The organism is Psychrobacillus sp. MER TA 171 (assembly GCF_023713305.1).
GTDB lineage: Bacteria > Bacillota > Bacilli > Bacillales_A > Planococcaceae > Psychrobacillus.
Window position 1 is genome coordinate 23,345 of sequence record NZ_JAMAWN010000031.1, and the last position, 13,606, is coordinate 36,950.

Annotated in this window: 14 protein-coding genes; 8 read left to right on the forward strand and 6 right to left on the reverse strand. The window is 38.1% G+C overall.

The window, feature by feature from the left end:
- Window positions 1-5 precede the first annotated feature (5 nt).
- Complete coding sequence (locus M3627_RS18905; RefSeq protein WP_251557027.1) at window positions 6-548, forward strand: GNAT family N-acetyltransferase; 543 nt, start codon at window positions 6-8, stop codon at window positions 546-548.
- A 174-nt stretch (window positions 549-722) separates the two neighbouring features.
- Here M3627_RS18905 and M3627_RS18910 read toward each other — a convergent pair whose 3' ends face one another.
- From M3627_RS18910 to M3627_RS18925, 4 genes are all read right to left on the reverse strand, one after another.
- On the reverse strand, window positions 723-1,292 hold the full coding sequence (locus M3627_RS18910; RefSeq protein WP_169360738.1) for a beta-class carbonic anhydrase: 570 nt from the start codon (window positions 1,290-1,292) through the stop codon (window positions 723-725).
- 69 nt (window positions 1,293-1,361) lie between these two features.
- The gene (gene mreBH / locus M3627_RS18915) at window positions 1,362-2,369 is read right to left on the reverse strand and encodes a rod-share determining protein MreBH (RefSeq protein WP_251557028.1); all 1,008 of its coding nucleotides are present in this window, start codon (window positions 2,367-2,369) and stop codon (window positions 1,362-1,364) included.
- A gap of 878 nt (window positions 2,370-3,247) precedes the next feature.
- On the reverse strand, window positions 3,248-3,409 hold the full coding sequence (locus tag M3627_RS18920) for a hypothetical protein (RefSeq protein ID WP_251557029.1): 162 nt from the start codon (window positions 3,407-3,409) through the stop codon (window positions 3,248-3,250).
- 71 nt (window positions 3,410-3,480) lie between these two features.
- Entirely contained in the window at window positions 3,481-4,713 is a 1,233-nt protein-coding gene (locus M3627_RS18925) for an aminopeptidase (RefSeq protein ID WP_251557030.1), read from the reverse strand.
- Window positions 4,714-4,903: 190 nt separating this feature from the next.
- Here M3627_RS18925 and motA point away from each other — a divergent pair, with 190 nt between their 5' ends.
- From motA to M3627_RS18950, 5 genes are all read left to right on the forward strand, one after another.
- Window positions 4,904-5,707 (forward strand): flagellar motor stator protein MotA, encoded by an 804-nt coding sequence (motA, locus tag M3627_RS18930; protein ID WP_169361476.1) that lies wholly within the window; start codon window positions 4,904-4,906, stop codon window positions 5,705-5,707.
- Complete coding sequence (gene motB / locus M3627_RS18935; protein WP_251557032.1) at window positions 5,691-6,455, forward strand: flagellar motor protein MotB; 765 nt, start codon at window positions 5,691-5,693, stop codon at window positions 6,453-6,455. Before motA ends, motB begins: the two co-directional genes overlap by 17 nt.
- Window positions 6,456-6,558: 103 nt before the next feature.
- A complete protein-coding gene (locus M3627_RS18940; protein ID WP_169361474.1) occupies window positions 6,559-7,659 on the forward strand; it encodes a carbohydrate kinase in 1,101 nt (366 codons plus the stop codon).
- The gene (locus M3627_RS18945) at window positions 7,656-8,573 is read left to right on the forward strand and encodes a pseudouridine-5'-phosphate glycosidase (protein ID WP_169361473.1); all 918 of its coding nucleotides are present in this window, start codon (window positions 7,656-7,658) and stop codon (window positions 8,571-8,573) included. Before M3627_RS18940 ends, M3627_RS18945 begins: the two co-directional genes overlap by 4 nt.
- A 179-nt stretch (window positions 8,574-8,752) precedes the next feature.
- On the forward strand, window positions 8,753-9,376 hold the full coding sequence (locus M3627_RS18950) for an FMN-binding negative transcriptional regulator (protein WP_251557033.1): 624 nt from the start codon (window positions 8,753-8,755) through the stop codon (window positions 9,374-9,376).
- 71 nt (window positions 9,377-9,447) lie between these two features.
- Here M3627_RS18950 and M3627_RS18955 read toward each other — a convergent pair whose 3' ends face one another.
- Together M3627_RS18955 and M3627_RS18960 are read right to left on the reverse strand one after the other, a co-directional pair.
- On the reverse strand, window positions 9,448-9,669 hold the full coding sequence (locus M3627_RS18955; RefSeq protein ID WP_169361471.1) for a DUF1128 domain-containing protein: 222 nt from the start codon (window positions 9,667-9,669) through the stop codon (window positions 9,448-9,450).
- A 68-nt stretch (window positions 9,670-9,737) separates the two neighbouring features.
- Entirely contained in the window at window positions 9,738-11,093 is a 1,356-nt protein-coding gene (locus tag M3627_RS18960) for an alanine/glycine:cation symporter family protein (protein ID WP_251557034.1), read from the reverse strand.
- A 207-nt stretch (window positions 11,094-11,300) separates the two neighbouring features.
- On the opposite strand from M3627_RS18960, the gene M3627_RS18965 reads away from it, so the two are divergent.
- Window positions 11,301-11,690 carry a YtxH domain-containing protein gene (locus M3627_RS18965; protein ID WP_169361469.1) on the forward strand — a complete coding sequence of 130 codons (390 nt, stop codon included), beginning with the start codon at window positions 11,301-11,303 and terminating at the stop codon, window positions 11,688-11,690.
- A gap of 21 nt (window positions 11,691-11,711) precedes the next feature.
- The gene (locus M3627_RS18970) at window positions 11,712-12,677 is read left to right on the forward strand and encodes a YihY/virulence factor BrkB family protein (protein ID WP_251557035.1); all 966 of its coding nucleotides are present in this window, start codon (window positions 11,712-11,714) and stop codon (window positions 12,675-12,677) included.
- Window positions 12,678-13,606 lie beyond the last annotated feature (929 nt).

Here is a 13,606-nt window from a genome sequence, read left to right on the forward strand (position 1 = left end):
GGTACTTGATTTATCTAGAAGGAGCAAGTTGTTACTTAAGGACTTTAAATGTAAAGGATGCACCTGCTCTTGCAAATTTAGTCTATGACAACAAGTTGTACTGGTCTGTTTTTGAACCATTACACCAAGAAGAATATTATACTGCTAGCGTCCAAAGAGAGAAGATTCGTGAATCAATCATGCTCATGCAGGAAAAAAGGGAATATAGCTTTGGTATTTTTTCTCATGAACGAGATGTTTTGATAGGCAGCATTTCACTTTATAGCCTGAAAAGAATGCCGTTTTCTAGTGGTTTAATTGGCTATTCGGTTGACCAGAAGCAAATTGGTAAAGGAATTGCGTCTGAGGCTGTTCGACTAGTAAAGCAATTTGGCTTTAATGACGTTCAATTAAATCGAATAGAAGCTTATGTATCCCCTAGAAATTTTGGCTCTATCAAAGTGCTAGAGAATAACAAGTTTGTTCGTGAGGGATTGTTGCGTAAGCTATTATTCATTAATGGGAAATGGGAAGATCACTATATGTATTCCGCTTTAAGAGGAGAATAATAGGGGCTATAAATGAGTCTGTTGGTAAACTTAGTTTATCAACAGTTTTTTTGTATTTTGTGGTGGACAGAAAGTTAGGTAGGTTGCTCTTAACACTAAATAGCAAAAAAAGAGCTTGCCATGGCGTTAACCATAAGCAAGCTCAAAAAAATTGGCGATTTCCCGGGAAATACATTATTTTTTGTCGATTTTACCGTCTGTTACCAAATCAAGTCGTCCCGTGTGAGGATCAATAATTAGTCCATGAACTGGAATTTCAGAAATCATCAATGGATGGTTACGTATCATTTCCACGCTATGTAAGACACTTTCTTTCACATCTGAAAACCCTTCAAGCCATTCTTCCACTTCAATACCTGAGTTTTTCAGTACATCAAAAGTGGAAGGATTTACTCCACGAGCTGTCATTTTTTCAAGAATTTTATCTGTTTGAATGGAGCTCATTCCACAATCGTGGTGACCAATTACATAAATCTCATCTGCTTGAAGCTCGTAAACTGCAACGATCAAGCTGCGCATAATACCACCAAATGGGTGGTTAATAACAGCCCCTGCACTTTTAACAATTTTTACATCTCCGTTTTTAAGATTCATTGATTTAGGAAGCATTTCTACTAAACGTGTATCCATACAAGTAAGAATAACTATTCGCTTATCAGGAAACTTAGTAGTTACATAAGGTTCATACAGCTTGTTTTCTACAAATGATTTGTTATAGGTTAGTATGTCGTTTAAACTTGGCATAGTAATTCCTCCTTCTTAATATATTTTATACGAAAAAGAAGAAATTTACTTAATATTTGTTTAAAGAAATTATCTTGCAACGTTTCTTTTGCGATCATGGATAAAGAAAGACTTCCCTGTACCGATTACAACTGACTGTAATGGTTCTGGTGCAAGGTGGACAGGTACTTCAATTACACCGCTAAGCCATTCCTTTAATCCTTTTAGCAACGCTCCGCCACCAGTTAATATAACACCATGGTCTACGATATCTCCTGAAAGCTCAGGAGGACAAATTTCTAGTGTTGCACGAATTGCTTCTAGAATTGTCTCTAATGATTCTTTTAAAACTCCCTGTATTTGAGTAGAAGATAGTTTCACTATTTTTGGTAAACCAGTCACTACATCTCTTCCTCGCACTTCCATTACTTCTTCTGTATGAGGAACAAGGGCATACCCTATAGTCGTTTTTATCAATTCTGCTGTAGGCTCACCAATTATTACATTAAACTCTTTACGTACATAGTGGATAATTGCCTCGTCCATTCGATCTCCTGCAGCTTTCACAGTACTAGACGCGACTACACCTCCGTATGAGATAATCCCTACCTCTGTAGTACCTCCACCGATATCTACAATCATGCTTGCTACTGGCTCATTGACTGGCAATCCAGCTCCAATAGCAGCAGCAACGGGTTCTTCCATTAGCTGCACTTCTTTAGCGCCACTTTGACGTACCGCATCTTGGATGGCACGGCGTTCTACAGAAGTTGCTCCTGAAGGCGTGCAAACAATAACAGTAGGCTTACGTAGAGAAGTACCAAGTTTTTTGCTAGCTTTTTGCATAATAAGTTTTAACAACTGGGTAGTAACATCAAAGTCTGCGATCACGCCATCTTTTAGAGGTCTAACTACTTCAATAGATGTTGGTGTTTTACCTATCATCTTTTTGGCCTCTGATCCAAAGGCAATTATTTCTTTTGTTTTTGTGTTTACTGCCACCACAGTTGGCTCATCTATAAGTAATCCCTTATTTTTAGTATAAACTAAAGTATTAGCAGTTCCTAAATCAATACCGATATGTGAATTTGACAACATATGTCTTCCTCCATTTCACTTGCTCTACGTTATTATAATGGAAAATAGCACAATTGCCATTTGTAACATAATGGAATTTTACGTATGTTTCAATACTTTGTGGGTAGTAAGGGACATTTATAGGGAAAAAAATAATGATAAAAACCTATTTTGTATTCGTTTTGTAATACAAACTTATCTAAAATGAAATGAAAAAAATAAGAAATAACATTAAGAAAAGAGTAAGTGCCTGTTCTGCCCCGACAGGCAAATGAAGAAAAGCGAGGAGGCACGTATAACGGATAATTGCCTGGTACAGGTAGACACGAGACACTTAATCAGGGGTATCCGCACGTAAAAGTAGAAAAGCGACACCTAATCGGAGTAAAAGCGCACCTAAAGCATAGAGAAGGGTACCTAAAAAGTAGAAAGTGTCACCTAAACCGGGGAAACGCACCTAAAAGAAAAGAAATGACACCTATACTAAGCAAAAGCGCACCTAAAGCATAGAAGAGTGCTACCTAAAAAGTAGAAATTGTCACCTAAATAGGGGAAGCGCACGTAAACATTAAAGAAGTGCTACCTAAACTATGCAAAAGCGCACCTAAAGCGTAGAAGAGAGCTACCTAAAAAGTAGAAATTGTCACCTAAATAGGGGAAGCGCACGTAAACATTAAAGAAGTGCTACCTAAACTATGCAAAAGCGCACCTAAAGCGCAGAAGAGTGATACCTAAAAAATAGAAATTGTCAGCTAAATAGGAGAACCGCACGTAAACATTATAGAAGTGTCACCTAAACTAGGCCAAAGCGCACCTAAACAGCTACACCCAATTAGTAAGGAATTATTGTGCTTTTAGTACAAAAAAACAACCGCGACTGTTAAGTCGCGGTTGACATATTAAAACTTATTAGTTGGTTTCGGATCGACGATAATTGCATCTTGGTTGTTCATTGGTTTAGAGAAGTAAAACATGATTACCGCTCCAATGGCTAAAATACCGCCAGAGAACCCAAGAATTGTAGCTATGAATAAGCCCATTTTTAACACCTCACTATTCATATTAATATCATTATAACTTATTTACACTAAATTTGTAACACTAAAACATTAAATTTATGAATAGATTGTGATTAAAATGCCCAGTTTCCGTTTCTAAACACAGGTTCTTTAGTGCCATCCTCTTTAATTCCATCAATATTCATATTTTTAGAACCAATCATGAAGTCTACATGAGTGATACTTTCATTCAATCCGTTTTCTGCAAGCTCTTCACGACTCATTTTTTTGCCGCCTTCGATACAGAACGCATATGCACTACCGATTGCTAAGTGGTTCGAAGCATTTTCATCAAACAATGTATTATAGAATAACAGGTTAGAGTTAGAGATTGGTGAATCATGTGGTACAAGTGCAACTTCCCCAAGGTAATGGGAGCCTTCATCCGTATCGACTAATTGCTCTAGTACTTCTTGACCTTCTTTTGCCTCTACTTTTACAATGCGACCATTTTCAAAAGTGATAGTGAAATTATCAATAATATTTCCACCATAGCTTAAAGGCTTCGTGCTTGCTACATACCCGTCAACGCCTGTTTTTAAAGGAACTGTAAACACTTCTTCTGTAGGCATGTTAGCCATGAAATCTTCGCCTTTTTCATTCGTACTACTTGCTCCGCACCAAAGATGGCCGTTTGGAAGTTCAATTGTTAGGTCAGTACCTGGAGCTGTGTAATGAAGTTTTTTATAATTTTTATCGTTTAAGTAGTCTACTTTTGTGTGCAACAAACGATCGTGCTCTTTCCAAGCAGATACGGGATCTTCCAGGTCAGCTCTTACTGCACTAAAGATAGATTCCCATAATGCTGGAACTTGCTCTTCCTGAGGAAGCTCTGGAAATACTTTTGCAGCCCATTTTTTAGAAGGTGCCGCAACTACAGACCAGCTAATTTTATCTGACTGAACATACTGGCGGTATTTGGACATAGCTTGACCTGCAGCTTTTTGGAAAGTTGAGATTTTACTAGAATCTATACCTTTCAGTAAATCGGGACTTTGACTTACGATACTCATAAAAGCAGCGCCTGATTCAGCAAGCTGCTCTCTTTCTTGAACTTTCCATGGTGGATAGAAGTCGAAAGAGTCTTTTGAGGCTAGCTCATAACGGATGCGTGTTAACTCATCATCAGAAAAATCTACATAAACAGTCTTAGCTCCAGCTTCATAAGCTTTTTTAGTTACAAGTCGGACAAATTCTACTGTTTCTGTAGAGGCCGCAGTATATAAATCTTGCCCTTTTTGTATATTTACTCCTACTTCAACAGCTAAAGCAGCATACTTTTCTAAATTGTTTTCAAAGGTTGACATATCCATACATCCTTTCTTTTCTTAAGATTATAGTATCAGTTTATAGAGGGATTTATCAATGACTCTCTGCCAATTAAGACAAAAAAGAGTTCAAATTAATTGAAATAAAATTTATAGTTAGAAACTAATATTAAAATCCTGATATATTAACCGAAATAAAGAACAGAAATAGAATGTGGGGGTTTATGAATTGGATAAGTCTACAGTAATTGGTCTCGTCTTAGGAATTGTTGCGTTAGGTGTAGGAATGGTTCTGAAGGGAGTAGGATTAGCTGCCCTGTTGAATCCAGCAGCTATTTTAATTATTATCGTTGGAACAATTGCGACTATCGTAATTGGTTTCCCGATGGATGAGCTAAAAAGAATACCTAAGCTTTTCGGAGTAATTTTTAAAGAACAGAAGTTAGTGCCAGATCATGAAGTTATTAAATTGTTTTCTAACTGGGCTGATTTAGCTCGTAGAGAAGGGTTACTTGCATTAGAGAGTAAAACAACCGATGTGGAAGATCCATTTTTGAAAAATGGACTTACTTTAGCTATCGATGGACAGAATGCAGATTATATTAGAGATGTGTTAACAGAAGAAATTAATGCCTTGGAAGAAAGACATTCCACTGGTGCTCAGATTTTCACGCAGGCAGGTACATATGCACCTACTCTTGGAGTGCTAGGTGCAGTAGTTGGTTTAGTAGCCGCGCTAGGTGATATGAATGATATAGAAAAATTAGGACATGCAATTTCAGCTGCATTCATCGCTACATTATTAGGGATATTCACAGGTTATGTGCTTTGGCATCCATTTGCCAACAAGTTAAAACGAAAGTCAAAGCAAGAGGTTAGACAAAAAACTATGATGTTAGAGGGAATCCTTTCTGTCTTAGAAGGAGATGCACCACGTGTGATAGAGCAGAAATTGGCTTCTTATCTATCTATGTCTGAACGTAAAAAAGTTTTAAATGAAAGCGGGGAGGCAGGCCTTGGCAAAGAAGCATAAAAAACATCAGCATGAAGAGGAAATGAGTGAATCTTGGCTTCTTCCTTACGCAGATATTTTAACTTTACTACTTGCACTGTTTATTGTGTTATTTGCTTCTAGTACTGTTGATCAAGAAAAGCTAAACCAAATGTCCGCAGTATTCAATCAAGTGTTTGATGGAGGTACCGGACTAATGGAACAGCCTTCGCCAATGGATGTACCTAGAAACAATAATAGCGGTGATTCCAATCAAAGCATGGCTTACATCGAGGATCAGCAAGCTTTATCTGAGATTCAAGACAGTGTCGATGAATACATAGCGGTTAATGCGCTAGAGAAACAATTTGCAACTGAGTTAACAAGCGAAGGTCTTTTAGTGACAATTAGAGATAGCATTTTATTTGACTTGGGACAGGCAGAGGTAAAACAAGAGTATCGACAAATTGCAGAAGATATATCAGATTTACTGGTGTTTGATCCGCCTCGGAATGTTGTGATTACAGGACACACGGATAATATTCCGATATCTAGTAGTGTTTATGCCTCTAACTGGGAGTTAAGTGTTATGCGCTCGGTGAACTTTTTGAAAATATTAGTAAACAATAACACGATTGATCCTCTGTACTTCAGTGCAAAGGGCTACGGAGAATTCAAGCCGGTTGCTGCTAATGATACGGAAGAAGGCAGAGCAAAAAATAGACGTGTCGAAGTGCTGATACAGCCTCGAGTATTAGAGGATGGCAGCTTAAACGACCAACCCCAATAAAATGAAACTGACAATTATTTTAAATAGTTGTCAGTTTTTCTTTGACTTTTGAAAACAAAAGTTTATAATTAAAACAAATGTTTGAAGAGAGGAGGTTGTCCGAATGGAATCCAAGGAATTAAAAGTTCTGACCTATTTGCGTAACAATCCTTATGCATCACAACAAGAAATGGCAGATGCCTTAAAGATGTCCAGGCCAGCAGTTGCTAATATCATCTCTCAGCTCATTAAAAGTGGGAAAATTATTGGCAGAGCATACATTTTACCGGAGAACAAAGAGATTATTTGTATAGGCGGAGCTAATGTAGATAGAAAGTATATAGTAAAAGATCAATTACAAATGGGTACTTCTAATCCAACTACAAGCCTGCAAAGTATAGGCGGAGTTGCAAGGAATATTGCTGAAAACTTAGGAAGGCTTGGCAATACCGTCAGGCTACTTACAGTTGTCGGTAACGATATGGAATACGCTTCTATCGAAAAGGCATCTAGTCACTGGATGAACTTGTTTTCTGTAGAAAAGCTTGTTAACTACTCTACTGGAACGTACTCAGCCGTACTAGACCAACAGGGGGAAATGCTTTTTGCCCTGGCTAATATGGATATTTATGATCAGCTAACAGTGGACTACATGAAAAAACAAGAGGCTTATCTTACTAATGCGCAAATGCTCATAATAGATATGAACTGTCCAAAAGATGTAATGGAATACATTCACGCATTGGCGGTCGGCAATAAGATTCCTCTTGCAATTATCCCAGTGTCTTCACCGAAGATGAATCGAATGCCGGAGAATCTGGAAGGAATAGAGTGGCTTATAACAAATAAGGATGAAGCCGAAACATACTTTCAAACGCAGATTGTGGATGAGGAATCTTGGAAACGTACAGCCGAGGCATTTGTCCAAAAAGGCATACGCCATGTCATTATAACGAATGGCAGCAAGGGAGTAGTATGTGCTGGGAAAGAGATCGAGACATTGTTTATGCCTGCTATCCAAACAGAGCAGGTAGTAGACGTGACTGGCGCAGGAGATGCCTTTGTTTCTGGGGTTCTTCATGCTTCGTTGGATGGAGTAGAAGTAAAGCAGGCTGTGCTGACTGGGATGATTAACGCTACTAAAACACTCCAATCTGTAGACACAGTACGAACTGAACTAACAAAATTGAAGTTAACTAATGAACTGGAGGAATATTTAAAATGAAAAAATATCTAACTTACTCACAAGAGGTTGAACAAGGAATGGCACAAGGAAAAGCGATCGTAGCATTAGAATCTACTATCATTTCTCATGGAATGCCTTATCCACAAAACATTGAAATGGCAAGAAAAGTAGAACAAATTATCCGTGATAACGGAGCAGTTCCTGCAACAATTGCAATTATGGACGGGAAGATTAAAATTGGTTTATCCAATGAAGAATTAGAAACTTTAGCAACTAGCAGCAATGCTCGCAAAACTTCTAGAAGAGATTTACCATATGTAGTCGCTTCTAAGGAAATCGGTGCTACTACTGTGGCAACAACCATGATTTGTGCGGATCTTGCAGGAATTCAAATGTTTGTAACTGGTGGTATCGGCGGAGTGCATAGAGGTGCTGAGACAACAATGGACATTTCAGCTGACCTTGAAGAGTTAGCTTCTACAAATGTTGCAGTTGTTTGCGCAGGTGCTAAGTCAATTTTAGATATCGGATTAACGTTAGAATACTTAGAGACAAAAGGTGTACCGGTAGTAGGATTCCAAACGGAAGCTTTCCCAGCATTCTATACTTCCACTAGCCCTTTTAAATCAGACTTCCGTATGGATGAAGAAAAAGAAGTTGCTGAAATGCTAAACGTTAAATGGGAGCTAGGTCTAAATGGCGGAGCAATCATTGCTAATCCTATCCCAGCAGAATATTCATTGGACGAGGAATACATGAATAGAATCATTCAAACAGCATTGAAAGAAGCTGAAGATAATGGCATTAAAGGTAAGGATGTAACACCATTCCTTCTTGGTAAAGTAAAAGAGTTAACAGAAGGTAAGTCATTAGAATCTAACATAGAGCTTGTATACAATAATGCAAGAGTTGGAGCTAAAATTGCAGTAGAGTTAAATAAGCTATCTAAATAAGAATTGGTCCTTCCCTATAAAAGTAGGGGAGGATTTTTTTTACGTGCAATTGGTTTCCGCTATCGACCGCTTTCCATGGTAGGAGCAATAGTTAGTTAGGGCTTAGGAAGGAATTTCTGTCTGTAGTACCGAAGTAAGTAACGGATAAAAACATCATTTGATTGGAAAGGTTGCTCATTATGTATATTCCGAAATATTATAAGGTGACAAATTGGGAAGAGATTAAGGAATTCATTCATACTAATTCATTCGGAGTTCTTGTTACGACGAAAAAAGAAAAACCGATTGCAAGTCACCTACCATTGCAGATCCATAATGAAGGGGAAGATTATTACGTGACAGGGCATATGGCGTATGGGAATCCTCAATGGAGAACATTTGAAACAGCTGAAGATGTATTGGTTATTTTCCAGGGACCTCACTCTTACATATCTTCTTCGTGGTATGAACATGAAAATGTCCCAACATGGAACTATCAGGCTGTCCATGTATATGGGAAGGCCGTAATATTGACCGAGGACGAGTTAAAACAAGACCTGACATGGTTGCTGCAAAAATATGAGAAACATCGAAAAAATCCTGTTTTATGGGAAAATCTTTCTCCACAATTGTTAGAGAAAGAACTGAAGGGTATTGTTGGATTTAAGATTAAGATACAGGAAATTCAGGCTGTTGATAAACTAAGTCAAAACCGTAACGAAGCGGATTACCAGAACATCATTCATAAACTGTATGAGGAAAAGACTACAAACTCTCATCAAGTCGCAAAAGCAATGGAAAGAAAACTCCAGAAGGATAATTAATAAATAAAAAAGAGAGGTAGCCTTTGTATAAACAGGTTACCTCTCTTTCATTATAAAGAATTATAAAGTGATTACTTTCTTAAACTACCAAGTTCTGCGACGATTGCTTGCATTTCACTTGGACTAAAAGAATCGCGTTTGTTGACCATTTCATATAAATATACAAGATCCTCATAGGCTGTAGCTTTAAAGTCCTCAGATTTCATGGCATCCACATTGACCATACGTAATTTTTCCTTGATTGTTTCAAGCATAAAGCTAATATTCTCAACGGAAGGTTGATTTAAATCCATTCTTTTGTACCTGCCTTTCATACATTAGAAATATCATTTCACGCATAGCCTAGAATGTCAAATACAAATTAAGCCTTGCTGGCAAGTTTTTCTTCCTTCAACTTCTTCTGAATACGTTTTGTCTCATACACGACAACACCCGATAGTCCAAGCAAACCTATTAAGTTAGGAATTGCCATTAATGCATTGGTAATATCAGAGAATGTCCAAATCAAATCTAGGGAAACGACTGACCCTATGAATACCATAGCAACGAATGCAATACGATAAACAATTAACAGCATAGGATTCTTAAATAAGTATTGGAAACATTTCTCTCCGTAATAAGCCCAGCCGAAAATCGTGGAGGAAGCAAAGAAAATTAAACCAACTGCAATGATGATTGGTCCCCAATCTCCAAGGAAATGACCAAAGGCTGCGGAGGTTAAATCTCCACCACCTATACTAGTATCCTTATACATACCAGACATTACGATTGTAACTCCTGTAATGGAACAGATAATAAAAGTATCTATAAATACTTGCGTCATGGAAACGAGTGCTTGACGTCCTGGTAAATCCGTTTTTGCGGCAGCAGCAGCAATTGGAGCGGAACCAAGGCCGGCTTCATTGGAGAATACACCACGAGCAACACCATAACGAATAGCCGCACCAATAGCACCACCAGCAGCTGCTTCTCCAGTAAATGCTGATTTGAAAATAATTCCGAACGCTTCAGGGACAGAGCTAATATTGGTAACCATGATGAAAAGTCCAGCTAGTATATAGAACAAAGCCATCACCGGGACAAACACAGCTGTTACATTACCAATAGATTTAATACCACCCAAAATAACAAGAGCAGTGAAAATGGCCAGAACTAGACCGGTAATCCAAGTTTCTACTCCAAAAGTAGATTCTACTGCAGAAGATACAGAATTAGCCTGTGTTCCATTACCAATTCCAAAAGCAGCTAATGCACCAAAAATAGCGAATAATACAGCTAACCACTTTTGCTTTAAGCCATGTTCTATGTAGTACATTGGGCCGCCTGCCATTTGCCCTTTGGTATCCTTTACTCGGTACTTAACGGCAAGGATGGCCTCACTATATTTAGTCGCCATTCCAAAAAATGCGGATAACCACATCCAAAAAACGGCACCAGGACCTCCAAGTAATACTGCAGTTGCCACACCGACAATGTTACCAGTTCCGACTGTTGCTGCAAGTGCAGTAGTCAGGGCTTGAAATTGTGAAATATCTCCTTCGGCCTTTTTGTCATGCTTTCTAGAAAAAGTAAGTCTTAAAGCTACCGGCAGTAATCGTATTTGTAGAAAGGCAACTCTAACCGTCAAAAATATTCCGGTTCCTACAATGAGAATCAGTAAAGGGATGCCCCATAAAACATCCGAAACACTTTTTAAAATTTCTAGTAACTTATCCAATTGATAACCTCCTTGGTTGTAATTCAGTCTAGGAAAAATGCTATAGCTTTCATATCCTTTCAATAAATTTGTCCTTTTAACAATATTCGTAAAATTCTCTTAAATAGTCAAGCTTATTTTTGTAAAATATTATTATTAATAGTTTGATTCAGAGAAGCCAGGGTATAATAAAATTAATATAAAACGATATATATGGAGGTAATTAGTATGAGTGAAAGTAAATTTGTAAAAGGTGTATTGTGTGGCGCAGTACTTGGCGGCGCATTAACTATGTTAGATCGCAAGACAAGAGATTCCGTAATGAACCGATCTAGAATGATTAGAAATGAAATTAAATATTACAACCGAAACAGAGACGAGTTAAAGAAAGTCCTTGATCAACAAGTAACTAAATGGCAATCGGTTTATAATCAATTCTCCTCAGATGCTAAATATATTTCACAAAAGGTGAACGAAGTAAAAGAAATTACTCCTCAAGTGAAGACACTTGTTTCCGAGACGAAGGATACATTCTCCCAATCCAAGGAAGAGTATAAATCCATAGTTGTTCCAGAGGAAGATGAGCCTAAAAGTATTTACGAGCCAAAATTACATTAAACAAGGAAGGGAGAGGAATAGATGGTTTCACACATGAATAGAGATGATAAGAATAATAAAAAAACTTCCTCTCCAACTTGGTATACGAAGTTAAAGTTTTTAAATTTTAAAAAGAAGGAGAAAAAGAAAACGGAAAATCATGATTTAACTACATGGTCAGGCTACTTCAAGCATTTAATAACGCATATACAGAAAACGGATATTACAGGGCTTGCAGCTCAATTAGCTTACTTTTTCCTTCTGTCACTATTTCCTTTATTAATTTTCTTAGTTACATTATTGCCATATCTAAATCTAGATGAGGCTCAAATCTTCCGCTTTTTAGAAAACTATGCACCGGGTGAAGTATATACATTAATTGAGGGAACGATTTCTGATGTCTTAGTAAGTCGGAACGGAGGCTTATTATCAATAGGGATTCTTGGTACCATTTGGTCTGCTTCTAATGGGATGAACGCAATCGTCAAATCCTTAAATAGATCTTATGATATAGAGGAAACGAGACCCTTTTTTATAGTTAGAGCATTATCAGTGGTATTTACCTTATTAATGATTTTACTTTTTGCTGTAGCACTAGTATTACCAGTTTTCGGAGAACAAATTGGTACAATTTTATTTTCTTATTTTGGTTTCCAAGATGATTTTATTAATTTGTGGAATAATATTAGATGGACGCTTAGCCCTATTATTATGTTTATCGTACTTGCTGCATTATATTGGATAGTACCAAACATAAAGTTAGGCCTAAAGAGCGTTTTCCCGGGTGCAGCATTTGCAACCTTGGGATGGATCATTGTATCTCTAGGATTCTCTTACTATGTAAGTAACTTTGGTAATTATTCTGCAACTTACGGAAGTATCGGGGGTATTATTATCCTCATGCTATGGCTCTACATTTCAGGGATCATCCTGTTGGTCGGGGGGCAGATAAATTCTGTTATGCAAGAACGAAAGTTACAGATGGATAATAAAAAACGACGTAAATAAAACAAAAAAACACCCATCGGTTGGAGACTATTTGACTCCCATCTATGGGTGTTTTTTGTTGAGGTAATAAAAGCAGAGATGGCGACCCGGCTTAAACTGGAGGAGTGTCCTATTAAGTGTAGAAGGTTAGCGGAAAGTGTCCCATAAAAAGCAGCAAGTCGTCCATAAAGAGGGTTTGCGCCCATAAGGGGAGCATAAGTGTCCCATAAAGTGTAAAAGGTGGCCCATAAACTAGCGGGAAGTGTCCTATAAAAATGAGAAATTCGCCCATAAAGAGGGTTGCGCCCATAAGAAGGGCCTAAGTGTCCCATAAAGCGTAGAAGGTGGCCCATAAACTAGCGGGAAGTGTCCCATAAAAATGAGAAATCCGCCCATAAAGAGGGTTTGCGCCCATAAGGAGAGTCTAAGTGTCCCATAAAGCGTAGAAGGTGGCCCATAAACTAGTGGGAAGTGTCCTATAAAAATGAGAAATTCGCCCATAAAGAGGTTGCGCCCATAAGGAGAGTCTAAGTGTCCCATAAAGCGTAGAAGGTGGCCCATAAACTAGGGGGAGTGTCCCACAAAAGGTGATAAGTCGCCCATAAAGAGGGTTGCGCCCATAAGAAGGGCCTAAGTGTCCCATAAAGCGTAGAAGGTGGCCCATAAACTAGTGGAAAATGTCCCATAAAAGGTGATAAGTCGCCCATAAAGAGGGTTTGCGCCCATAAGGAGAGTCTAAGTGTCCCATAAAGCGTAGAAGGTGGCCCATAAACTAGTGGAAAATGTCCCATAAAAGGTGAAAAGTCGCCCATAAAGAGGGTTGCGCAGTCAAGTCCATAGTATTGTGTAAAATTGTATACAATGTTTTCAAACCTACTTGAGAAGTGTAAAAACCCCACTTCACATTTTTTGTGCGTGAATCCCATGGGCGAATAACCCCAGATGAGTTG